General features: G+C 47.2%; 18 protein-coding genes. 6 read left to right on the top strand and 12 right to left on the bottom strand.

Annotation, left to right across the window (positions count from 1 at the left end):
- Nucleotides 1–18 precede the first annotated feature (18 nt).
- The 4 genes from purK to ppiB form a co-directional block, all read right to left on the bottom strand.
- On the bottom strand, nt 19–1,089 hold the full coding sequence (purK, locus tag Q1A40_RS03685) for a 5-(carboxyamino)imidazole ribonucleotide synthase (RefSeq protein ID WP_299998061.1): 1,071 nt from the start codon (nt 1,087–1,089) through the stop codon (nt 19–21).
- A complete protein-coding gene (gene purE, locus Q1A40_RS03680) occupies nt 1,086–1,595 on the bottom strand; it encodes a 5-(carboxyamino)imidazole ribonucleotide mutase (RefSeq protein WP_299998059.1) in 510 nt (169 codons plus the stop codon). Before purE ends, purK begins: the two co-directional genes overlap by 4 nt.
- A gap of 136 nt (nt 1,596–1,731) precedes the next feature.
- The gene (gene lpxH, locus Q1A40_RS03675; protein ID WP_299998057.1) at nt 1,732–2,454 is read right to left on the bottom strand and encodes a UDP-2,3-diacylglucosamine diphosphatase; all 723 of its coding nucleotides are present in this window, start codon (nt 2,452–2,454) and stop codon (nt 1,732–1,734) included.
- The gene (gene ppiB, locus Q1A40_RS03670; RefSeq protein ID WP_299998055.1) at nt 2,454–2,948 is read right to left on the bottom strand and encodes a peptidylprolyl isomerase B; all 495 of its coding nucleotides are present in this window, start codon (nt 2,946–2,948) and stop codon (nt 2,454–2,456) included. The genes lpxH and ppiB overlap by 1 nt, the downstream gene beginning before the upstream one ends.
- A 176-nt stretch (nt 2,949–3,124) precedes the next feature.
- On the opposite strand from ppiB, the gene cysS reads away from it, so the two are divergent.
- Nucleotides 3,125–4,510, top strand: a complete 1,386-nt coding sequence (gene cysS, locus Q1A40_RS03665; protein WP_299998053.1) for a cysteine--tRNA ligase — start codon at nt 3,125–3,127, stop codon at nt 4,508–4,510.
- A 78-nt stretch (nt 4,511–4,588) separates the two neighbouring features.
- Here the strand turns inward: cysS and ahpF are convergent, their stop codons facing one another.
- Entirely contained in the window at nt 4,589–6,169 is a 1,581-nt protein-coding gene (gene ahpF / locus Q1A40_RS03660) for an alkyl hydroperoxide reductase subunit F (RefSeq protein ID WP_299998051.1), read from the bottom strand.
- Nucleotides 6,170–6,331: 162 nt separating this feature from the next.
- On the bottom strand, nt 6,332–6,895 hold the full coding sequence (ahpC, locus tag Q1A40_RS03655) for an alkyl hydroperoxide reductase subunit C (RefSeq protein ID WP_299998049.1): 564 nt from the start codon (nt 6,893–6,895) through the stop codon (nt 6,332–6,334).
- A 749-nt stretch (nt 6,896–7,644) separates the two neighbouring features.
- On the opposite strand from ahpC, the gene opgB reads away from it, so the two are divergent.
- Nucleotides 7,645–9,954 carry a phosphatidylglycerol--membrane-oligosaccharide glycerophosphotransferase gene (opgB, locus tag Q1A40_RS03650; RefSeq protein ID WP_299998047.1) on the top strand — a complete coding sequence of 770 codons (2,310 nt, stop codon included), beginning with the start codon at nt 7,645–7,647 and terminating at the stop codon, nt 9,952–9,954.
- 215 nt (nt 9,955–10,169) lie between these two features.
- Here opgB and arsC read toward each other — a convergent pair whose 3' ends face one another.
- Nucleotides 10,170–10,532 carry an arsenate reductase (glutaredoxin) gene (gene arsC, locus Q1A40_RS03645; RefSeq protein WP_299998045.1) on the bottom strand — a complete coding sequence of 121 codons (363 nt, stop codon included), beginning with the start codon at nt 10,530–10,532 and terminating at the stop codon, nt 10,170–10,172.
- A 10-nt stretch (nt 10,533–10,542) separates the two neighbouring features.
- Nucleotides 10,543–12,006: a M48 family metallopeptidase gene (locus Q1A40_RS03640; RefSeq protein ID WP_299998043.1), complete on the bottom strand. Its 1,464-nt coding sequence runs from the start codon at nt 12,004–12,006 to the stop codon at nt 10,543–10,545.
- Between the two features lie 240 nt (nt 12,007–12,246).
- Between Q1A40_RS03640 and Q1A40_RS03635 the strand changes: the two genes are divergently transcribed.
- Nucleotides 12,247–13,326: an AI-2E family transporter gene (locus tag Q1A40_RS03635; RefSeq protein ID WP_299998041.1), complete on the top strand. Its 1,080-nt coding sequence runs from the start codon at nt 12,247–12,249 to the stop codon at nt 13,324–13,326.
- A gap of 68 nt (nt 13,327–13,394) precedes the next feature.
- Here the strand turns inward: Q1A40_RS03635 and dhaM are convergent, their stop codons facing one another.
- Genes dhaM through dhaK form a run of 3 tightly spaced genes read right to left on the bottom strand, consistent with a single transcriptional unit; the run spans nt 13,395 to nt 16,549 of the window.
- The gene (dhaM, locus tag Q1A40_RS03630; RefSeq protein WP_299998039.1) at nt 13,395–14,819 is read right to left on the bottom strand and encodes a dihydroxyacetone kinase phosphoryl donor subunit DhaM; all 1,425 of its coding nucleotides are present in this window, start codon (nt 14,817–14,819) and stop codon (nt 13,395–13,397) included.
- Between the two features lie 16 nt (nt 14,820–14,835).
- The gene (gene dhaL, locus Q1A40_RS03625; RefSeq protein WP_299998332.1) at nt 14,836–15,468 is read right to left on the bottom strand and encodes a dihydroxyacetone kinase subunit DhaL; all 633 of its coding nucleotides are present in this window, start codon (nt 15,466–15,468) and stop codon (nt 14,836–14,838) included.
- 10 nt (nt 15,469–15,478) lie between these two features.
- Nucleotides 15,479–16,549: a dihydroxyacetone kinase subunit DhaK gene (gene dhaK / locus Q1A40_RS03620; protein ID WP_299998037.1), complete on the bottom strand. Its 1,071-nt coding sequence runs from the start codon at nt 16,547–16,549 to the stop codon at nt 15,479–15,481.
- 584 nt (nt 16,550–17,133) lie between these two features.
- On the opposite strand from dhaK, the gene Q1A40_RS03615 reads away from it, so the two are divergent.
- From Q1A40_RS03615 to Q1A40_RS03605, 3 genes are all read left to right on the top strand, one after another.
- Nucleotides 17,134–18,234: a glycerol dehydrogenase gene (locus Q1A40_RS03615; RefSeq protein ID WP_299998035.1), complete on the top strand. Its 1,101-nt coding sequence runs from the start codon at nt 17,134–17,136 to the stop codon at nt 18,232–18,234.
- 156 nt (nt 18,235–18,390) lie between these two features.
- Entirely contained in the window at nt 18,391–20,316 is a 1,926-nt protein-coding gene (gene dhaR, locus Q1A40_RS03610; RefSeq protein WP_299998033.1) for a dihydroxyacetone kinase operon transcriptional regulator DhaR, read from the top strand.
- A 114-nt stretch (nt 20,317–20,430) separates the two neighbouring features.
- Nucleotides 20,431–21,291 (top strand): MIP/aquaporin family protein, encoded by an 861-nt coding sequence (locus Q1A40_RS03605; protein WP_299998031.1) that lies wholly within the window; start codon nt 20,431–20,433, stop codon nt 21,289–21,291.
- A gap of 56 nt (nt 21,292–21,347) precedes the next feature.
- Here the strand turns inward: Q1A40_RS03605 and bcp are convergent, their stop codons facing one another.
- Complete coding sequence (gene bcp / locus Q1A40_RS03600; protein WP_299998029.1) at nt 21,348–21,818, bottom strand: thioredoxin-dependent thiol peroxidase; 471 nt, start codon at nt 21,816–21,818, stop codon at nt 21,348–21,350.
- Between the last annotated feature and the right edge of the window lie 3 nt (nt 21,819–21,821).

Below are 21,821 nucleotides of genomic sequence, written 5' to 3'. Positions count from 1 at the left end.
GCAGTGCAAAAGTTGCTGTTATTTAGCTAAGTGATGTTGTGCCCAAACGATACTGCTTGCATACTCAGGCGGCAGTAGCGGAACTAACGCCTCGAGTGAAGCAATAAGACGTGAGGTATCGCTGTCATTCAGGTTCAAGTGCCCGACTTTGCGGCCCGCATGGACAGTTTTATCATACCAGTGCAGGTGAACCAGCGGCAGTTTCAACCAGTTATAATTGAGGTCGGTACCGATCAGATTGATCATTACTGACGGTGCATTAACAACCGGTTTTGGTAGCGGTAAATCTACAATGGCGCGTAAATGCAGCTCAAACTGGCTGATGGATGCGCCGTTTTGCGTCCAGTGACCGCTGTTATGTACTCTTGGTGCCAGCTCGTTAATCAGCAGCCCGGCAGGGGTGATAAAACACTCCATTGCCATCACGCCAACATAGTTTAGCTCGTTCATTATCGCGCTAAGCATAGCTTCAGCCTGCTCCTGATGCTCGCGATTAGCATAAGGGAAGACGACGCTGGTACGCAGAATACCTTCCTGGTGGAGGTTGTGGGTCAGCGGATAAAATACTGTGCTGCCATCATGTCCCCGGGCGCCCACCAGTGAAACTTCACCAGAGAAATTAATCCCTTGTTCAACAATACACTCACCGTAACACTCGTCCGGTAACTGCGCGGTTTCATCACTGCGTAATCGCCACTGACCCCGGCCGTCATAGCCCCCAGTGCGTCGTTTGACTATTGCCAGAGAACCCAGGGTATTAAACACTTCGGTCCATTGCTGAGCATTTTCCAGCAATTGCCACGGGGCTGTCGCCAGACCCAGTCGGTCAAATAACTGCTTTTGCGTCAGACGATCGGCAATAATCGGAAAGACATCACGGTTTACAAAAGCGTTATGCAGTGCCAGTTCGCGGGTTAAAGCCGTTTCCGGCCAGCGTTCAATTTCTGCGGTGATCACACTTTGGGCAAAAGGAACGGCTTCAGGTTCTGCATCCAGCCCGACCGGGTAGACTGCGATCCCCAGAGGTTCACCTGCCTGGCGCAGCATACGTCCAAGCTGGCCGTTACCTAAGACGCAGACCGGTTTCATGCCTCACCCCGTGGATCCGGGTTGTCGAGTACTTCATCGGTCTGGCTTTGACGCCATTCCACCAGGCGCTGGTGCAGGGTTTTATCATGCAACGCGAGGATTTGTGCTGCGAACAAGGCTGCGTTGGCAGCGCCCGCTTTACCTATTGCCAGTGTACCGACCGGAATACCGCGAGGCATCTGAACGATAGAGTAGAGACTGTCCACCCCACTCAACGCCGCGCTTTGTACGGGAACACCCAATACCGGAACCAGCGTTTTTGCCGCCAGCATGCCCGGAAGATGTGCAGCCCCGCCAGCGCCCGCGATAATCGCCTGATAGCCGTTAGCTTCAGCTTGTTCAGCAAAGCTAAACAGTTTATCGGGGGTACGATGTGCGGAGACGACTTCAACATGGTGAGGAATGTTCAGGGCAGTGAGGATTTCAGCGGCAAACTGCATGGTTGCCCAGTCACTTTTTGAACCCATAACAATGGCGATAGATGCCGGGGTATGCTCAGAAGACATGCGTCTCAAAACTCCTGTGGGTGTGCAGACATCACCGAACGCGGCGCATTCGGTCACAAGGCTTGAGAGAATAGCACGAACATTACCGAAGGAAAACGGTTGCGCGGAGCCAAAACACGCAAAAAAACGATATTAACTAAAAAGGAAATGAAATTAGCTCGACGTCTTCCGGGGTCACTTTAATCATTGAACCTTCATGATGCCAGGCCCCTAACACGCAGCGAAAGGCGGGTTGTTGGTTGGCGACCAGCTCATGAATTTCCGGGCGATGCGTATGACCGTGGATTAACCATTGCACTTGATACTGCGTTAGCGTATCCACCACCGTTTGTGGATTCACATCCATAATGGTCAGTGATTTACTGCTATTGGCTGCTTTACTGCCGGCACGCATTTTTGCCGCAATACGACGACGAAAAAACAGTGGCAGTGCCAGAAAAAGCGTTTGTAGCCAGGGTTTATGGACTTTTTCCCGAAAGGCCAGGTAATCAGTATCATCAGTACAGAGTGTATCGCCATGCATAATTAGCATGTTGCGACCATAAAGATTAACCACCTGCAGTTCAGGTAACAGAATCATTCCGCTCATTCTGGCAAAGCGTTTCCCAAGCAAGAAGTCTCGATTGCCATGAATGAAATAGCAAGGGACACCGGAATCTACCAGGTTTTTTATTGCTGCGGCGATTTGTCTGTGCAAGGGTGTGGAATCGTCATCACCAATCCAGCTTTCAAACAGATCGCCTAAAATATAAAGAGCATCGGCGCTGCTAGCCTGGTGGGTCAGAAAACGAAGAAAACCGGCGGTTTGCGCCGGTTCCTCATCACACAGATGTAAATCTGCAATGAACAGAGTAGACATTATTCGCTAACAGTTACGCTTTGAACAATGACATCTTCTTTAGGTACGTCCTGGTGCATGCCGCTGCGGCCGGTTGCAACACCTTTAATTTTATCAACCACATCCATACCTTCCACAACTTCAGCGAACACGCAGTAACCCCAGCCTTGCATACTTTCGCTGCTGAAGTTCAGGAAGTCGTTATCAACTACGTTGATGAAGAACTGCGAGCTGGCAGAATGTGGTGCCTGAGTACGGGCCATTGCCAGGGTACCGCGGGTATTTTTCAGGCCGTTATTTGCTTCGTTCTGAATAGTATCTTTGGTTGCTTTTTGATTCATGCCTGGCTCAAAGCCACCGCCTTGAATCATGAAGCCATTAATCACACGGTGGAAAATAGTGTTGCTGTAGAAACCTTCACGACAGTAGTCGAGGAAGTTTTTAACTGTAATTGGCGCTTTATCATCAAAGGTTTTAATAACAATATCGCCGTGATTAGTGTGAAAAGTAACCATTTTTGTATCCTAGTAAGTGTCAGTGGATATCTCGGCAAAGGGTGCCGTTTTACCAAGGTGTTTTTATAACATAACTCTTAGCGTCGCGTCAGTAATGCAAAGCAAGCTACTTCGGGGTAAAATCCCAGAATAAGATGAGTTATTGCTTTTTCCACACACAGACATGGAATCTCCCGATGTTAAAAATTTTTAATACCCTGACTCGCCAAAAAGAGGAATTTAAGCCTATTCATGCTGGAAAAGTCGGCATGTACGTGTGTGGTATCACGGTTTACGATCTCTGTCATATTGGACACGGACGCACTTTTATCGCTTTCGATGTGGTTGCTCGCTACTTACGTTATCGTGGTTATGAACTGACCTATGTACGCAATATCACCGATATTGACGACAAAATTATCAAGCGTGCGCATGAAAATGGCGAAGATTTCGTCGCCCTGGTCGATCGTATGGTTGTTGAAATGCACAACGACTTCGATGCCCTGAATATTTTGCGTCCTGATAGCGAACCGCGCGCCACCAATCATATTCCGGAAATTATAGGGCTCGTTGAGCAGCTTTTGGAGCGCGGACACGCCTATGTCGCTGACAACGGTGACGTACTGTTCTCTGTTGAAAGCGATCCGAATTATGGTGCCTTGTCTCGCCAGGATCTTGAGCAGCTCCAGGCCGGCGCGCGCGTAGATGTGGTTGACGCGAAGCGTAATCCGATGGACTTCGTTTTGTGGAAAATGTCGAAACCCGGTGAGCCTAGCTGGACTTCCCCTTGGGGAGCCGGGCGTCCGGGCTGGCATATTGAGTGTTCGGCAATGAACTGCAAACAGCTGGGTAATCATTTTGATTTACACGGTGGCGGTTCAGACCTGATTTTCCCTCACCATGAAAATGAAATGGCACAGTCAACTTGTGCCCATAGCGGTGACTATGTTAACACCTGGATGCACTCCGGAATGGTGATGGTTGATCGTGAAAAAATGTCTAAATCATTGGGTAATTTTTTCACCGTACGTGATGTCCTGAAATATTATGATGCTGAAACCGTACGTTACTTCCTGATTTCCGGGCATTACCGCAGCCAGTTGAACTACTGTGAAGAGAACCTGCAACAGGCGCGCGCTTCTCTTGAACGTTTGTATATCGCTTTGCGCGGTACCGATACAAGCGTTGCAGCTGCGGGCGGTGAAGCGTATGAAGCCCGCTTCCGTGAAGCCATGGACGATGATTTCAATACTCCGGAAGCCTATGCCGTATTGTTTGATATGGCGCGTGAAATTAACCGTCTGAAGAGTGAAAACCCGCAGGCAGCAAATGGCCTCGCATCGGCATTACGTTCCCTGGCTGGTGTACTGGGCTTGCTGGAACAAGATCCGGAGCAGTTCTTACAAAGCAGCGCACAGGCCGATGATGGCGAAGTGGCAGAAATAGAAGCCCTAATCAAACAACGTAATGAAGCCCGTGCGAGCAAAAATTGGGCTCAGGCGGATCAGGCGCGCGACCGTTTGAATGAGTTGGGTATTGTGCTGGAAGATGGCGCTGAAGGCACCATTTGGCGTCGTAAATAAAAATATCCGTCACGTCATACCAGTAAAAAAGCGGCAATATTGCCGCTTTTTTTATGCTATCAGTATCATTTCAGGATGTTATGCCGCGTTAGCGACCGCAACAGGAGTACGAATCAGGTAATCAAATGCGCTCAGAGAAGCTTTCGCGCCTTCACCTGTAGCAATGATTATCTGCTTATAAGGTACCGTTGTGCAGTCTCCGGCGGCAAAGATACCTTTGACACTGGTTTCACCTTTGGTATCAATGACAATTTCGCCCATGCGATTGCGCTCAACCACACCATCCAGCCACTGAGTGTTGGGTAGCAGACCTATCTGCACAAAGATACCTGACAGGGCAATATCATGTTGGTTACCGCTGACACGATCCCGATACAGCAAGCCAGTGACTTTACTGCCATCTCCTTTGACTTCCCGGGTCTCGGCATTAAGGATGATATCGACATTTTTCAGGCTACGGACTTTGTCTTGTAATACTTTGTCAGCTTTCATCTCCGGGGCAAATTCCAGTACGGTGACATGCTCCACCAGTCCTGCAAGATCGATTGCGGCTTCTATACCAGAGTTACCGCCGCCAATAACGGCGACACGTTTACCTTTAAATAACGGGCCATCACAGTGTGGGCAATAGGTTACCCCTTTGGTACGGTATTGTTCCTCACCAGGTACATTCATATTGCGCCATTTTGCACCGGTGGCAATAATAATCGAACGGGCTTTGAGTATTGCGCCTGAAGCAGTAACCAGTTGATGCATCCCACCTTCCTCGCTTGCGGGAATTAAGGTTTTGGCACTTTCACTGTCAATGACATCGATATCATATTCATCGACATGGACTTTGAGTGCGGAAGCCAGTTTCTGACCTTCCGTTTTTGCCACGGAAATATAGTTCTCAATATCGACAGTATCCAGCACCTGACCGCCGAATCGTTCGCCCATCAGACCGGTGCGAATACCTTTACGTGCGGCATAAATTGCTGCCGCTGCACCAGCCGGGCCACTGCCAACAATAAATACTTCGTAAGGTGCACGAGCATTCAGTGCTTCGGCTTTACGTTTTTCGGCACCGGTATCAATTTTACTGACGATCTCTTCGAGCGTCATACGTCCCTGACCGAAATCTTTACCATTCAGCAATACGGCAGGAACACCCATGATATTGCGCTCCTGGATCTCATTCTGGAAAACCCCACCATCAATCGCTGTATGAGTGATTCGCGGGTTAAGAATGCTCATTAGATTCAGAGCCTGTACGACATCAGGACAGTTATGGCAAGTCAGGGAATAATAGGTTTCGAAGTGAAAATCACCCTCGATAGCCTGGATTTGTTCAAGAATTTCAACTGAGGCTTTGGAAGGGTGTCCGCCCATTTGTAATAACGCCAGCACCAGAGAGGTAAATTCATGGCCAAGCGGTGAGCCTGCAAAGCGAGGACCCTGATTTGAACCCGGATTCGTGATCAAAAATGAGGGCTTACGCACAGACAAAGTGTTATCAACGGATAAGGTCACTTTATCTGAAAGTTCTGCTAAATCAGTGAGTAATTGACTTACTTCAGCAGATTTAGCGCTGTCATCCAGAGTGGCAATTAATTCAACCGGTTTGGTCAGTTTTTCAAGGTAGACCTTGAGCTGGTTTTTCATTGTAGTATCGAGCATAAAAGGCCCCCTTATTACCTGAAAAATATAGGCTTAACACTGCCGAGAAAGAGAAGAGAGATAGCAAATATTATTCTGTTGCTGGCAGGAGTATGCCGGCAGTTTGGTGATGAGTTTTATCGACTGCCGTGACAGTCGATAAACGCATCGGAAGGTGAAATATTAGATTTTACCGACCAGGTCGAGAGAGGGAGCCAAGGTCGCTTCACCTTCTTTCCATTTTGCCGGGCAAACTTCACCTGGGTGACTGGCAACATACTGCGCTGCTTTGACTTTGCGCAACAGGTCTGAAGCATCGCGACCAATACCTTCGGCAGTCACTTCGATAGCCTGGATAATACCTTCCGGGTCAACAATAAAGGTGCCGCGGTCAGCCAGGCCCTGATCTTCACGCATATTTTCAAAGTTACGGGTCAGGGCACCTGTAGGGTCGCCTATCATGGCATAGTCAATTTTGGCGATTGTTTCAGAACTACCGTGCCAGGCTTTGTGGGTAAAGTGGGTATCGGTTGAAACAGAGTAGATATCAACACCCAGTTTCTGGAATTCTTCATAGTGGTCGGCCACATCACCGAGTTCAGTCGGACAAACAAACGTGAAGTCAGCCGGGTAAAAGAAAAACACACTCCAGCGGCCCTCAACATCTTTTTCTGTCACTTCGATGAACTCACCTTTCTTAAAAGCGCTGTTTTTGAAAGGTTTGATTTTGGTATTAATTAAAGACATCTGTATATCCTCCGTTTAGCGATGGGGGAAAGATACCTTGATTCATGGAGTAGCTCTAATGGGTTAGCCGTATAGAATTGATAGGTAAATACCTGACATAAGCCAGTTTATACCCGGTGAATTCAAAGGATTCACCCTGCTTAACAGCAATAATCGCGTCATCGTGGACCCGTGTTGATATTTTTATCGCTGAATTTTGGACAGTGGTGTGCCGTTGTTTGATGTTGCTCCTTTTATATTCTTCACATTTAGCAGAAGGCTGATGCCAGTGGATTTGGCTTTGGTTTTAATGATGAGTTCGCCATCTTGAAGATTTGATGCGACTAATCTGAGTACGTTTCTTTCAACATTTATTGATTCAAGAGGAAAGGATTAGCTTTGCTCCAGACTATAATCACTGAGTTGCTTACCTGCCGAAAAATCATAGCGGACTGTTTCAAACATCATTCTCTCTCCTTGATTCAGGGCTTTTTTACGCCCTTGAATGTATAAAAGATTGGCTCGGAATGGGTTCCGGTTACGTTTTACGGCATGGCTCGTCATTTTCATGGCCGATTTGAGACTGGGGCTGTTCTGACAAAAAGGCGTAGAACAGAAATATTATTGAGATAAACCCCCGGCAGAAGTGCAATGTTTTAGTGGTAATGCGCAAATTTATGTCATGAAAATTGCAGCAAGATGGCAACAGAGTTAAATTAGCGCCCGGTTATGATACTGCGCCAGGTTGCGCGATTCTTGAGGGACTGGCGTTGTTGGAATTACTTTCAATTTTTCTCTTTTGTGCAGCTATTGCATTGTATTCACTTAAAGCAGGGAGAAATATCGGATGGTTTTCCGCTATTTTACTGATTTCCTGTCTTTTTATTGTTCTTAACATCACTTTTATCGCCAGCGATTACTTTACCGGGGAAGGGATCAATGATGCCGTTCTCTATACCCTGACCAGCAGTATGACAGGGGCTGGTATTGGTAAATATATTTTACCGGGCCTGGGAATTGTTGTTGGTCTGATTGTGATTATCGGGACATTAACTTGGGTTTTACGCCGCAGAAACCAGCCTTGTCATTGGGGCTACAGTCTGTTGGCTTTAGTTCTGGCACTGTTTTCTGTTTATGTTGCCCCGGCTTTTCAGCAAGTTAAGTCACTGGTTGTTTCGCAAAAACCACATGGACAGTCTGATTTCGCAGATTACTACCAGATACCGCAGAAGACCATCAAGGATCCTAAGCTGAATTTGGTGTATATCTATGCCGAAAGTCTTGAACGCACCTATTTTGACGACAATCTATTTCCGGAACTCACTCCTGAATTAAACGCAGTAAAAGCGACCGGGATAGACTTTAGTCATACCGGCCAGTTACCCGGAATGGACTATACTATTGCCGGAATGGTGGCTTCACAATGTGGTATTCCGCTATTTGCTCCGTTTGAAGGCAACTCATCGGCGTCAATGTCGAGTTTTTTCCCTAAAAATATCTGCCTTGGCGATATCCTGAAAGCTTCAGGATATAAAAACTACTTTATTCAAGGCGCAGATCTGCGCTTTGCCGGAAAAGATGTTTTTCTCTCTTCCCACGGCTTCGATCACACCTATGGCGCACAGGAACTTAAAAATATTGTTGAAGACCAGTCTTATCGTAATAACTGGGGCTTCTACGATGATACGGTTCTGAACGAGGTCTATGAGAAATTTATTGAGCTATCAAAGAAAGGGGAGCGTTTCTCTTTATTCACGCTCACTGTTGATACTCATCATCCGGATGGCTTCATTTCGCAAAGCTGTAAACGCCAGAGTTACAGCTACGAAGGGAAAAATAATAAGAGTTTCAGTGCCGTTGCCTGTAGTCAGGAGCATATTGCGAAACTTATCGAAAAAATTAAAGCTTCTCCTTATTTTGATCAGACGCTAATTGTGGTCTCCTCCGATCACCTGGCAATGAACAATAGCGCCTATAAATATCTCACTCCGCAGGACAGAAATAATCTGTTTTTTATTCTGCAGGGCAATGCTCCTGAGGCCGAGCTAAAGGCACTGAAACGTAATCCGATGGATAACGGAGCAACCGTGCTGGATCTTTTAGGAGGAGGCAACGCAATTGGTTTGGGAAGAAGTAGTTTTTCTGCCCAATCACTCTCTTTTATCTTCCTTAATTTGAAAGATAAAATCATGGAGTGGAAACCTGACATCATTGATTTGTGGAACTTCCCGAAAACGATCTCTGAGTTTACGGTTGACCGGGATAACAACCTATTTAGCTACTCCGGAGCGCATTTCCGTTTACCTATGCTGCTTAAAGTCGGTGAAGATAAAATTGAGCCATTGCCAGAAAGTGAGTATTCCGCGCCGCTTCGCTATCAGCTTGCAGGCTTTAAAGGTGATGATAAATTTATCTGGGTGGATAAGTGTTTTAAAATGGCCCGTCTTTGGGATCCTGAACTGGTGCTTTCTACCGAACTGTGTGCCGCGCAGGGCCAGCTTGACGGACAGCCTGTAGTGAGTCTGTTATCCAGTCCGCAAGAAACCCGACCTGTTGTCTGGGAAACGCAGCAAGGCAGTAACGAACGTTTTCAGCAGAATGTTGAGCAGTTAAAAATTGAAGAAAATAATATTCGTTATCAGGCCCCTGGTTTTATCTTTAACATTCCAGGTGCTCCCGATACTGTTGCAAAATTTAGCGGGATTTCGCGTCCTGAGTCATGGGGACGCTGGTCGAATGCAAATCTGGCACCAGAGATAACGATTGAGTATCGGGAGCCCCTTCCGGAACAGTTTACCCTGAAGATGAAGGCGAAAGCTTTTGGCCAGAATATTAATCAGCCGGTATTAGTTAAAGTCGGAAACGAAGAACACAGCATTACTCTAGGGGAACAAATCTCCGAGATAACATTGCATATGAGTAATCCGCAAGGCAGTCATATACTGACTATTGTTCCGCCAGCTCCGCAACTGTCTAATGAAGGAAACATTCTTGGGCACGATCCGCGTAAATTAGGGGTAGGCATCGAGAGTATTTATATCGAACCGGGTGCACAGGTCTACAGAAACACAGTACGGTGATAAAAAACAGGGAGGCGACAGCCTTCCCTGAGACTGATGACAAAGCTAAAGTGATATCTAATTCTCAGCGCTTATTTATGAAAATAAACAGGAAAATCAATTCATTGATTTTCGGCTGATAACACAAAGAAGGAAAAACCACGTTTTTTCCTTCTTTGTCAGCAATCTGAGGGAGGCGATAGCCTTCCCTGTTTTTTTATGATGGCGATAACAGACTAGTTATTAATAATTTCCAGAACTTGCTCTGGTGGACGGCCAATACGTGCTTTGCCATGGGCCACTGCAATTGGGCGTTCAATTAAAATCGGATTATTGATCATCGCCTGAATCAGGAATTCCTGGCTTAATTGCGGATTATCAAGTTGCAGTGAACGGTAAACCTCTTCTTTACGACGCATCAGTTCTCGTGCGTCGCTAAAACCTAACATATCAAGTAATGAGGTGATGGTTGCCGCATCCGGAGGCGTTTCCAGATAGCGTACCACTGCAGGCTCCACACCTGAATCTTGCAATAGTTTAAGCGTTTCACGGCTCTTGGAGCAGCGAGGGTTATGGTAGAGAGTGACAATAGCGGACATAAAGGCTCCATTACATCTTGGTATAAGGTTTAAAGCGTTGTTGTAACTGGCGCAACTGATCAATTCGCGCGTCATAACGGGCTTGCTGTAAGCTACCCAGTTTAACCTGACGGCTGGCACCACCGAGCATGGTGATAGCTTGATCCAGTTGACCGTTGATCGCCAGTAACTCAGCACGTGCCGCTAATTCCTGATCGCGATGACCCAAAGAGGCCTGAGCATGTGCCAGAAGATCCCAGCCATTGGGATCATTGGGATGAGCAAAGGTATAGCGGTTAAGTATAGTGACGGCTTCGGCTGGCTGTGAGTTTTCAACATAAGCATTGGCAAGGTTAATTTGCAGCACAGGATTATTTTTTAACCCTGGGGCATTCTTCAACCGATTCACTGCCTCAGCCGTTTTATGCTGACCTATATCGATATCTGTCGCCAGGTCGATAAACCAAGGGTTAGTGGGTTGGGCAGTTAACAGTGGTTTTAACAGATTACGCGCTTTATCCCACTTTTTATCGTTCATGGCCAGGAGCGCTTTCCCGTATTGGGCGGCATTCTGTTCGCGAATATTCCCCTTTGACCAGCTATTCAATAGATCGTCTGACAGCTGGTTACGACCGGTGTTATACATCCCCAGAACACGAGCTTTTGCTAAGTAAAAATTTTCAGATGACTGGACGACTACAGAACGCATCTGATTAGCACGGTTACGGGCATCAGAAAGACGGCTTTCTGGCAGTGGGTGGGTTAACAGCATTTCAGGTGGACGAGTGGAATAACGCGACTGATCGAGCAATTTTTCAAAAAAACTTGGCATTGCCTGAGGATCAAAACCAGCACGCTGTAAAACTTGTAACCCAATCCGGTCAGCTTCCTGCTCATTTTGCTGAGTAAAGGAGATCATACTTTGTTGAGTACCCGCCATGGTGCCTGATAATGCCGCCATACCCGCTTGCGGACTTGCCATAGCGAGCAGGATAGAACCCAACGCACCAACCCAAGTCAGTGGCGCCTTTCTTTGCTGATCTTCCATTGCCCGCGCCAGGTGGCGCTGGGTGACGTGAGATATTTCGTGTGCCAGTACTGAAGCCAGCTGGCTTTCGTTATCGGCATAACGGAACAGCGCTGAATGGAGCACAACATTGCCGCCAAAAAAGGCAAAAGCGTTAATGTCGTCATTATTAATTAAATAAAACTGAAACGGAGTCTTAACCGAGTAGGCATGGCTGACAAGGCGTGTACCCAGCTGATTAATATACTGATTCAGCAATGGATCATTAATTAATGGCGCACTTCCACGCAGCTGGCGAACATAATAGTCCCCCATTTGCATTTCCTGACCTATCGACAGGGTACTACCCGCCGTTGTGCCGATATCGGGAAGTTGATCATTGAAATCGGCAGCGGTCGCTGGCAGGTTTCCAGCCAGTGACGCGAACATAAGCGCGGTAATCAGTTTCTTTTTCAACGGCCTGATCATAACAGCTGTCCTGTAGAGTCGAAGTCCAATTTTGATATGTCAATGCAGAAGCAAATTTTCATATATAATATTTACTTTAACTCGCGGTAGTGGGGAAGTCACTGTTAAAGCTCATAAACAGCATGGAATAAACCACTCATTCAATCAGTTACTATCTCCCCATGACGAAGTAAAAAGCAAAGTCTTTTCCATTCCAATTGGTTACAATTCATCTCCGCCAAAAAGACTCAGGATGTTTATATGCTCGGTATGTTATTACAGTGGTATCGTCGCCGCTTCAGCGATCCAGAAGCGATTGCGCTGCTGGTGATTCTGGTGGTGGGGTTTGGCATACTGTTTTTCTTCCATAGTCTGCTTGCACCGTTATTAGTTGCACTTGTTATGGCTTATTTACTTGAATGGCCAACGGCAAGACTGGAAAGGCTCGGCTGCTCACGTGGTTGGGCGGCCAGTATTATGCTGATTTTTTCCGTAGGCATTCTTCTGCTATTTACCCTCGTCGTGGCACCCATTGCCTGGCAGCAAGGTATTTATCTGATCCGTGATTTACCGACGATGTTGAATCATCTGACTGACTTTGCAGCGACCTTACCGAAACGTTACCCGGCATTGGTGGATGTGGGTATTTTTGACGCAATGACCGAAAATATGCGCTCCAGGCTGACTGGCGTTGGAGATCAGGTGGTGAAATTTTCCCTGGCATCACTGGTGGGATTATTAACCCTGGCTATTTATCTGATCCTGGTGCCGTTGATGGTGTTCTTTTTACTCAAAGATAAAGAACAGATGCTCAATGCCGTACGCCGTGTGTTGCCCCGCAATCGTACCTTAGCCGGGCGCGTATGGATCGAGATGAATCAGCAAATTACCAATTATATTCGCGGAAAAGTGCTGGAAATGGTCGTCGTCGGGGCAGCGACTTATCTTGGTTTTATCGTCTTTGGCTTAAATTATTCGCTGCTGCTGGCTGTACTGGTCGGTTTCTCTGTGCTTATTCCCTACATTGGGGCTTTTGTCGTTACCATTCCAGTGGTATTTGTCGCGTTATTTCAGTTCGGTCACGGTCCCGAATTCTGGACCCTGTTTGCGGTCTATCTGACAATTCAGGCGTTGGATGGTAATGTACTGGTGCCAGTATTGTTCTCAGAAGCGGTCAATCTTCACCCCTTAGTGATTATTTTATCCGTGGTTATTTTTGGTGGTCTCTGGGGCTTCTGGGGCGTCTTTTTTGCCATTCCGCTCGCAACACTGGTTAAAGCGGTGGTCTATGCCTGGCCGGATGATGACATCGTCGATGAAGATAACGTAGTCTCACCCTGAGCCGAACAGATAACGTTCCTCCAAAAACGGTTTTCGGAGGAACGCCAGAGATAAACAAATGAGGCTTATTACCGCGGACGGGTAGGGACGTTATCCAGCGTCAGGAGCTCGCCGTTGTGTAAGCCGTGGTACGCATCGCCTTGCAGACAGAGATACGGGATCCCCGCTTCTCTGGCAATAATCGCGCTATGAGACTCCGGACTCCCTTTTTTCAGGATTATCCCTGCCACTTTGCTGGCATCTAGCTGAAGCACCACTGAAGGATAAATATCATCGGCAACGAGGATGGTCTGGTGCTGTAACACCGGGAAAACATCTGCCGTCTGTTTCAGATGGCTAAGGGTACGGTGTAAAATATCTTCTGTGTCGATATAGCGAGCCTGAAGATAGGCATCATCCAAATTTTGATACGCATTACTCAGGTCTGTCATCACCTGATACCACGCCCATTCAGCACTGTACTGGTGAGAGCGCAGGAGCGAGCAGGCACTGTCGAAAAGTTCAGCGTCATCCAGCAGGGTGTGGTGGCCTGAGAAGATAGCGGCAATATCGGCGGAATATTTTTCAGCGGCGAGCTGGGCCAAATGATTAAGATCGTCAAGCGTCTGATTAATGGCTTTTTGCAGACGTTTTACTTCATCATCTGGCTGGGAGCTGACTGACTTTGCCAGGGCAAAATCGACTGGCGTGTACTGTAATACCCAGCCATGCATACTGACCTTTCCTGCAACGAGTGGGTTTTGAGGCGCAGGGGGAGCGATATGCTCACCAAAGTTCTCCTCTGCCAGAGCACGAAATGCCGCTAATGCTTCTGTCGCCTCGGTTCCTGTCGCGATAAGCTGAAGTTTATCGTGGCAACGAACCTGCAACAGAGCAATCTGGTTAATACTGTCGGGTTTGATGTATTTACCGCCTTTTTCTAATAGCAGATGGGCATCAAACCCTGACAGAGCATCAATCAGTCGGGCCGCCGGGCGGACATGCAAACCATTAGGATTGTAGATAACAACGGTGGCTGACTGAGCATCAGGATCTTTTAAGTCAGGCTGTTCTGGAGCTTGTATCGCGACTTCCTGTGCAGGTAGCCCTAACTGAACACGTTTTGCCTGCAGGGCATTTTGTGCATCCAGCATCACTTTTTCGATGCTGGCACCCGCGGCGGCGCTGACGGTTGCGGCCAGAGTCCCTTCTACTAGCGGAGCAGCACATAAACGTACTTTCTGTGCGATGTCAGGATCAAGCAGTTCTAACGCTGTTTCAGCACTCAGCAAAGCGCTTCCCATATCCATCATCACCAACACATGATCAGTGTCTGACACGGACTCAATCGCTTCCATCACTTTGATGGGGTCGGTACCAATAGGATTCTCGGGATCATCTATACCCGCAGCGATGGCAAGCCGACAGCCATCCTCCCTCAACATTTGTCGGGCTAATTCCCCGACTCCCTGGCCCAGTAGGGCGCTATGAGAAACAATTACCAGATTCACCATCGCCTTATCCTTTACGTCACTCTTTGGCTGCTGCTGCCAGCATTTGCATCATAAACAACACCGATGTTGCCCCCGGATCCTGGTGTCCAATGCTGCGCTCACCCAGATAGCTGGCGCGTCCTTTACGTGCCTGCATGGTTATCGTTGCTTGTGCTGCCTGTTCTGCGACCTGGCAGGCTGTATCAAGCGCTGCTTGTAGTGACAGATGCTGCTCGCTGGACTGTTTGAGTGATTTTGCAACGGGTAACCAGACATCACACATTGTTTTGTCACCTGGTTCAGCTTTACCTCGGTTCACTACTCCATCAGCACCTTCGCTGATCATTTGATACAGTTCATCCAGTGTCAGGCTCTGATGGGCTTGGGTGACATGAGCTGCACGAATAAAGAAGGTGCCAAATAAGGGGCCACTGGCACCTCCGACATTAGAGAGCAGCACCATACCGGTATTTTTTAGAATAAAACCAATATCTTTGTCGGCAATTGCCGGGAGTTTTTCTACCACTTGACTAAAGCCACGATGCATATTCAGCCCGTGATCAGCATCACCCACTTCTCTGTCCAGACCGGTTAAAAAGTCTCGTTCGGTGGTAAAAATGTCGCCACAGCGGTAGAGCCAGCTAACAATTTGATTCTTATTTAATGGCATCATTATCTCCTTAGTGACCCCAGTTCAGGGCAGGGGTGTGAACGGGGGCGTCCCATAAAGTGAGCGTCTCATCGTCGGCTTTCAGTAAAGTAATGGAGAAGCCAGCCATATCCAGGGAAGTACACCAGGTACCAACCAGATTACGAACGATAGTGATACCGGCTTCCTGGCAGCATTTTTCCAGGCGGTTATAGACTCCGTATAACTCTGAAAGGGGGGTCGCACCGAGATTATTGACCATAGCAATGACTTTGTCGGTGCGTTGTAGTGCTTGTTTTTCTTGTTTTATTTCCAGCCAGTTGCCTTTAACACTGTCCCATTGACGTAACGTACGGGTGTAATGCCCATTTTCCAGTAAGGTGTTAAACATTTCATCAACGGTATTGTCGAGGGAAGTAAAACGACGGCGGTCAATACCGGGTTCTCCATGGATCCCGACGCCAAATTCCATCTCGTTATCCTGAAGCTCAAAAGAAGGGATCCCCGCCGCAGGAACAGTACAGGCACTTAATGCAATACCGATAGAATGGCCCTGATTATTCAGCCTGCGTCCCAGTTCGGCGCAGGCTTCCAGAGAGTCGCCACGCTCTGCTGCTGCACCCACCAATTTTTCAATCAATACTGTATTGGCTACGCCACGGCGCCCGGCAGTGTAGAGGCTGTCTTTGACGGCGACATCATCATCTACCACGACGGTTGCCACTTTTACGCCACTTTCGTGTAACAGCTCGGTGGCCGTTTCAAAATTAAGAATATCGCCAGTGTAATTTTTAATAATTAGCAGAACCCCTTTCCCACCATCAATATGCATTGCACATTCGAACATTTTGTCTGGTGTCGGTGAGGTAAAAATTTCACCCGGGCAGGCACCGGCTAACATCCCTTTTCCGATAAACCCACAGTGCATAGGTTCGTGGCCACTGCCGCCGCCGGATAATAGCGCGACTTTTCCGGCCACAGGGGCATCCGCTCGGGTAATATAGACAGGATCCTGATGCAGTTGCAGTTCAGGATGTGCTTTAGTCAGACCGATAAGTTGTTCACTTAGTACATCTTCGACACGGTTAATCAATTTTTTCATTTTCTATACTCCGCAAAATATCAACAGGGCTACAGGATTTATTCCGGCCCGATGTAAGCTGGCGGCATGAGACCTTCTCTCATGGTCGATAGAGTGATTTTGGCTTCGATAGCGAAAAAGAAATACAGCGGAAAAATAGGTTCCATAGTGAAACTTGAGTTTATTAATTCGTTTCAAAATGGAACCTGTTTTGTTGAAAAAGAACAACAATGAGAGACAAAGCTACATTCTGACAGCTATCAACGATACTCAGGTTCGCCATATTTGTGCCGAATATTATTTTTATAACTGACAGAGAAGCGCTGTTCAGTTCTGGTTCTGGTGCGGACTGTAAGGTAAAGACGGATAGAGATCTCAATCCTTATAGTTTGCCTGATTTTATGTTCCACATTGAAACATGTATTTTGATTTTAGGTTTCATATAAGAACAAAATTGATGAAAGTTTTTTTGCCGTCCACCCGCTCTAGAGTGATGTTATCGCGCCGCTAGTGTTCAACCTCTCGCTGAAATGAATTAGCAGAAGTGAACAAGGCCAGGCGCCATCATGAAGACGAGTTCAATACTTAATTTGAGGGTGAAGAGAATGCTACAAGTTATTCAATCTCCGGCAAAATATCTCCAGGGTCCTGATGCATCCGCATTGTTTGGCCAATACGCTAAAAATCTGGCAGACAGTTTTTTTGTCATAGCTGATGATTTCGTGATGAAACTGGCGGGGGATAAAGTACTCAATGGCCTGCATGAGCATAATATTCACTGTCACGCAGAACGTTTTAACGGTGAATGCAGCCATGTGGAAATTAACCGTCTGATAGATATTTTAAAACAAAAAGGCTGTAAAGGCGTGGTCGGTATCGGCGGCGGCAAAACGCTGGATACAGCAAAAGCGATAGGCTATTACCAGAAACTGCCAGTGGTGATTATTCCGACAATTGCTTCGACTGATGCGCCAACCAGTGCGCTATCTGTTATCTATACTGAAGAGGGGGCGTTCGAAGAGTATCTTATTTATCCGAAAAACCCTGACATGGTGGTCATGGATACGACCATTATTGCCAAAGCACCGGTACGCTTATTGGTCGCTGGCATGGGTGATGCACTTTCTACTTGGTTCGAAGCAAAAGCCTGCTATGACGCCAGAGCCGTTAGTATGGCAGGCGGTCAGTCCACAGCTGCTGCATTGAGTCTGGCACGTCTTTGCTATGACACATTGATGACTGAAGGTGAAAAAGCCTTACTGGCTGCAAAAGCGGGCGTTGTGACCGTGGCTCTGGAACGTGTTGTCGAAGCGAATACCTATCTGAGTGGTATCGGTTTTGAAAGTAGCGGACTTGCGGCGGCTCACGCTATTCATAATGGTTTCACTATTCTTGAAGAATGTCATCACTTATACCATGGTGAAAAAGTCGCGTTTGGTACGCTGGCTCAGCTGGTATTGCAAAATAGCCCAACGACAGAAATCGAAACGGTACTGGGCTTCTGTCAGAGAGTCGGCCTGCCAGTGACTCTTGCACAAATGGGGGTTAAAGAGGGCATTGAAGACAAAATTATGGCGGTTGCAAAAGCAACCTGTGCACCTGGTGAAACCATTCATAATATGCCGTTCCCAGTCTCAGCAGAAAGTGTCTATGCCGCTATCCTCACCGCTGACCGTTTTGGTGAGCAATGGCTGGCTCGCAAATAACGTACCACACTAAGACAACCATAATATTGTTGTTTTGTGACTTGCCCCTGCTATTTTAAGGGGTGTTTTTACTTTTTTGCAGATACACTCACTACAAAATGAAATGATGGTCAGCAGATATCTCTGGTAGATCTATTTGGAGCTCCAGGACAGGTAATGGCTACACAAAACCAAAAAACAGAGCATGATGTTTCTTCGTTTATCGACCAATCCTGGCAGCGTTGCGGGAAAATCATGCAGCGGGAAAACTGGGGTATTCCTCATCAGGCTCAGGGGCTGACTTTTGAGTCTATCTGCCGTCGTAAAACAGCGCTGTTGACGATTGCTCAGGCAGCTCTGGAAGATGCATGGGAATTTATGGATAACCGAGCCTGTGCGCTCTTTATCCTTGATGAATCCGCCTGCATCCTCAGCCACTATGGTCATCCTCAAGTACGAGAACAGCTTGAGGAATTGGGTTTCTTTACTGGAAGTTATTGTGCCGAGAGCATCATCGGAACGAGTGCACTTTCACTGGCAGCCATACAGGGCTTGCCGATAAAAACCCAGGGCGAGCAACATTTTAAGCAAGTATTGTTCCCATGGTCATTCTGCTCTACTCCGGTATTTGACAATAATGGCCGGCTATTTGGTTCAATCGCTTTATGCTGTCAGACCACAGAGGCCTCTGTTGCCGATCTCTCGTTAACACTCGCTATTGCCAGAGAAGTAGGGAACGCATTATTAACAGACAGTTTACTGGCTGAATCTAATCGTCATTTGAACCAAATGTATGGGTTGCTGGAAAGCATGGATGCTGGAGTGATGGCATGGAATGAGCAAGGTGTGCTGCAATTTCTTAATGTACAAGCCGCGACTATGCTTTATCTGGATAACCAGAAAAGCCAGGGGCGGAACATCAACGAACTGATAACGCTCCCGACGTTGTTACGTCGCGCGATTAAACATGCCAAAGTCCTGAATCATGCCGAAGTGACATTTGAAAGTCAGCATCAGTTTATTGATGCAGTGATTACTTTAAAGCCAATTGTGGAAGAGCAGGGCAACAGTTTTATTCTATTGCTCCATCCCGTTGAGCAGATGCGCCAGTTAATGACCAGTCAGTTGGGAAAAGTCACCCACACTTTCGAACAAATGTCGGCTGACTGTCCTGAAACTCGGCGTTTGATCCATTTTGGACGACAGGCTGCCAGAGGCCGTTTCCCTGTATTGCTGCGTGGGGAAGAAGGTGTCGGTAAGGAACTGATTGCACAGGCTATTCATAATGAAAGTGAACAAGCTGATGGCCCTTATGTTGCGGTAAATTGTCAGTTAGATGCAGACAATATTCTGGGGCATGACTTTATGGGAAGCACGCAGACCCATGAAGAAAACGGGCGATTAAGTCGTCTGGAACTGGCGAATGGTGGCACGCTTTTTTTGGATAAAATTGAATATCTGGCTCCGGAACTGCAGTCGATATTATTGCAGGTTATTAAGCAAGGAGTGCTCACCCGGCTGGATACTCGACGCCTGACCCCCATCGATGTAAAAATTATTGCCACGACGACGGTTGATTTGGGCAATCAAGTAGAGCAGAACCGCTTCAGTCGTCAACTCTACTATGCGCTACATTCCTTTGAAATTGTTATTCCTCCTCTGCGGGAACGAAATAGCAGTATTCCCGCTCTGATACATAATCGGCTACGCAGTCTTGAGAGACGCTTTTCTTCTCGCCTTAAACTGGATGAAGATGCCCAGGCGCAACTGGTCGCTTACTCATGGCCGGGTAACGATTTCGAACTTAACAGTGTGATTGAAAATATTGCTATCAGTAGCGAGCACGGTCGTATCCGCTTGAGTCATATTCCGGCTCATTTATTTAATGAGCGTCCCGGAAACAGGGGGCACTCATCATTGCTACCCGCGAGTCTGACTTTCACGGCTATCGAAAAAGAGGCCATTATTCATGCCGCCCGAGTGACGAGCGGTCGCGTACAAGAGATGTCTCAGATGCTCAATATTGGGCGTACAACGTTATGGCGCAAGATGAAGCAATATGACATTGATGCCAGCCAGTTTAAGCGTAAACATCTGTATTAAAATAGAATTTATCAAATCAACTCATGGCGGAAAGGGTATTGCATAGTTGGCTATCCTCTCAGCATATACAGTACCTGTATTCAGGGGTGTCATTTATTTATAGCGGGGTAGATTATGGGTCAGGCAGCGAGTTTAAAAGGACAGTGTATTGCTGAAATGCTGGGTACCGGACTACTGGTGTTTTTCGGTGTCGGTTGTGTTGCGGCATATAAAGTTGCAGGCGCTAATTTTGGTCAGTGGGAAATCAGCGTTATTTGGGGATTTGGCGTTGCTATGGCCATTTACCTGACTGCCGGAGTTTCTGGCGCACATTTGAATCCTGCTGTTACCCTGGCGTTCTGCCTGTTCGCCCATTTTGAACGGCGTAAAGTATTACCTTATATGATGGCCCAAGTCGCAGGAGCCTTCTGCGGCGCGGCTTTAGTCTACGGGCTGTATGTTAATCTACTGATTGATTACGAACAAACGCATCATATTGTGCGTGGTAGCCTCGACAGTTTGCCGCTGGCGGGTATTTTTTCTACCTATCCTGATAGTCGCCTGGGATTGATTCAGGCATTTAGTGTGGAAATGGTTATCACTGCGGTGATGATGGCAATGATTATTGCACTCTCTGATGAGGGTAACGGCATACCGCGCGGGGCACTGGCACCGTTACTGATTGGTTTACTGATTGCCGTTATTGGTGCTTCGATGGGGCCATTAACCGGATTTGCGCTTAATCCTGCTCGTGACTTAGGTCCGAAAATTTTTGCGGCCTTGGCAGGGTGGGGGAAAGTGGCTTTTACCGGCGGGTATACTGTCCCTTATTTTCTGATTCCATTGGCGGCACCCGTGGTCGGTGCACTGCTGGGAGCATGGGGATATCGTCGTCTTGTGGCCCCTCATTTGCCTGCGGGAATCGTGGCAGGGGTATCAGATAAAAAAACGCTCGCCAAAGAGTCTGAGCCAGAAAAAAATATTGACCTGTCGTAATAATAAAAAACGCTCGATGAGGCACATCGAGCGTTTTAATACTGTAAAAATCTGAACTAACCGTTTTCTTTTAGCCAGTTAATAACAATCTCATGGTGGTTGCTGGTTTTGAAGTCATCAAATACATGCTCGACTTTACCTTCACCATCGAGCAGGAAACTAATACGATGGATGCCATCGTAGGTTTTTCCCATAAAGGATTTTTCACCCCAGACACCAAACTGTTCACTCACCTGATGATCTTCGTCAGACAGCAGGGTGAAGTTAAGTATCTCTTTTTCGACAAAACGGGACAGTTTTTCTGGTTTATCAGTGCTGATACCCAACACTTCGACGCCATGCGCCTTGAGTTCATCCATATTGTCGCGTAAACCACAGGCTTGCACAGTACAGCCGGGAGTCATCGCTTTCGGATAGAAATAAACCAATACGCGCTGTCCCTGGAAGTCGGTTAAATTTACTTGCTCGCCATCTTGATCTGGCAGGCTAAATTTAGGTGCGCTGTCACCGGCTTTCAGTGGATTCATCGA

The sequence above is a fragment of the uncultured Cedecea sp. genome, assembly GCF_947498825.1.
Lineage (GTDB): Bacteria > Pseudomonadota > Gammaproteobacteria > Enterobacterales > Enterobacteriaceae > JGM124.
Note: the sequence above shows the minus strand (reverse complement) of the source record. Positions and strands in the feature narration are given on the sequence as shown.

Excerpts from the sequence above, each read along its gene's own strand:
- purK (WP_299998061.1), bottom strand. The coding sequence starts at position 1,089 with ATGAAACCGGTCTGCGTCTTAGGTAACGGCCAGCTTGGACGTATGCTG.
- purE (WP_299998059.1), bottom strand. The coding sequence starts at position 1,595 with ATGTCTTCTGAGCATACCCCGGCATCTATCGCCATTGTTATGGGTTCA.
- lpxH (WP_299998057.1), bottom strand. The coding sequence starts at position 2,454 with ATGTCTACTCTGTTCATTGCAGATTTACATCTGTGTGATGAGGAACCG.
- ppiB (WP_299998055.1), bottom strand. The coding sequence starts at position 2,948 with ATGGTTACTTTTCACACTAATCACGGCGATATTGTTATTAAAACCTTT.
- cysS (WP_299998053.1), top strand. The coding sequence starts at position 3,125 with ATGTTAAAAATTTTTAATACCCTGACTCGCCAAAAAGAGGAATTTAAG.
- ahpF (WP_299998051.1), bottom strand. The coding sequence starts at position 6,169 with ATGCTCGATACTACAATGAAAAACCAGCTCAAGGTCTACCTTGAAAAA.
- ahpC (WP_299998049.1), bottom strand. The coding sequence starts at position 6,895 with ATGTCTTTAATTAATACCAAAATCAAACCTTTCAAAAACAGCGCTTTT.
- arsC (WP_299998045.1), bottom strand. The coding sequence starts at position 10,532 with ATGTCCGCTATTGTCACTCTCTACCATAACCCTCGCTGCTCCAAGAGC.
- Q1A40_RS03640 (WP_299998043.1), bottom strand. The coding sequence starts at position 12,006 with ATGATCAGGCCGTTGAAAAAGAAACTGATTACCGCGCTTATGTTCGCG.
- Q1A40_RS03635 (WP_299998041.1), top strand. The coding sequence starts at position 12,247 with ATGCTCGGTATGTTATTACAGTGGTATCGTCGCCGCTTCAGCGATCCA.
- dhaM (WP_299998039.1), bottom strand. The coding sequence starts at position 14,819 with ATGGTGAATCTGGTAATTGTTTCTCATAGCGCCCTACTGGGCCAGGGA.
- dhaL (WP_299998332.1), bottom strand. The coding sequence starts at position 15,468 with ATGCCATTAAATAAGAATCAAATTGTTAGCTGGCTCTACCGCTGTGGC.
- dhaK (WP_299998037.1), bottom strand. The coding sequence starts at position 16,549 with ATGAAAAAATTGATTAACCGTGTCGAAGATGTACTAAGTGAACAACTT.
- Q1A40_RS03615 (WP_299998035.1), top strand. The coding sequence starts at position 17,134 with ATGCTACAAGTTATTCAATCTCCGGCAAAATATCTCCAGGGTCCTGAT.
- dhaR (WP_299998033.1), top strand. The coding sequence starts at position 18,391 with ATGGCTACACAAAACCAAAAAACAGAGCATGATGTTTCTTCGTTTATC.
- Q1A40_RS03605 (WP_299998031.1), top strand. The coding sequence starts at position 20,431 with ATGGGTCAGGCAGCGAGTTTAAAAGGACAGTGTATTGCTGAAATGCTG.
- bcp (WP_299998029.1), bottom strand. The coding sequence starts at position 21,818 with ATGAATCCACTGAAAGCCGGTGACAGCGCACCTAAATTTAGCCTGCCA.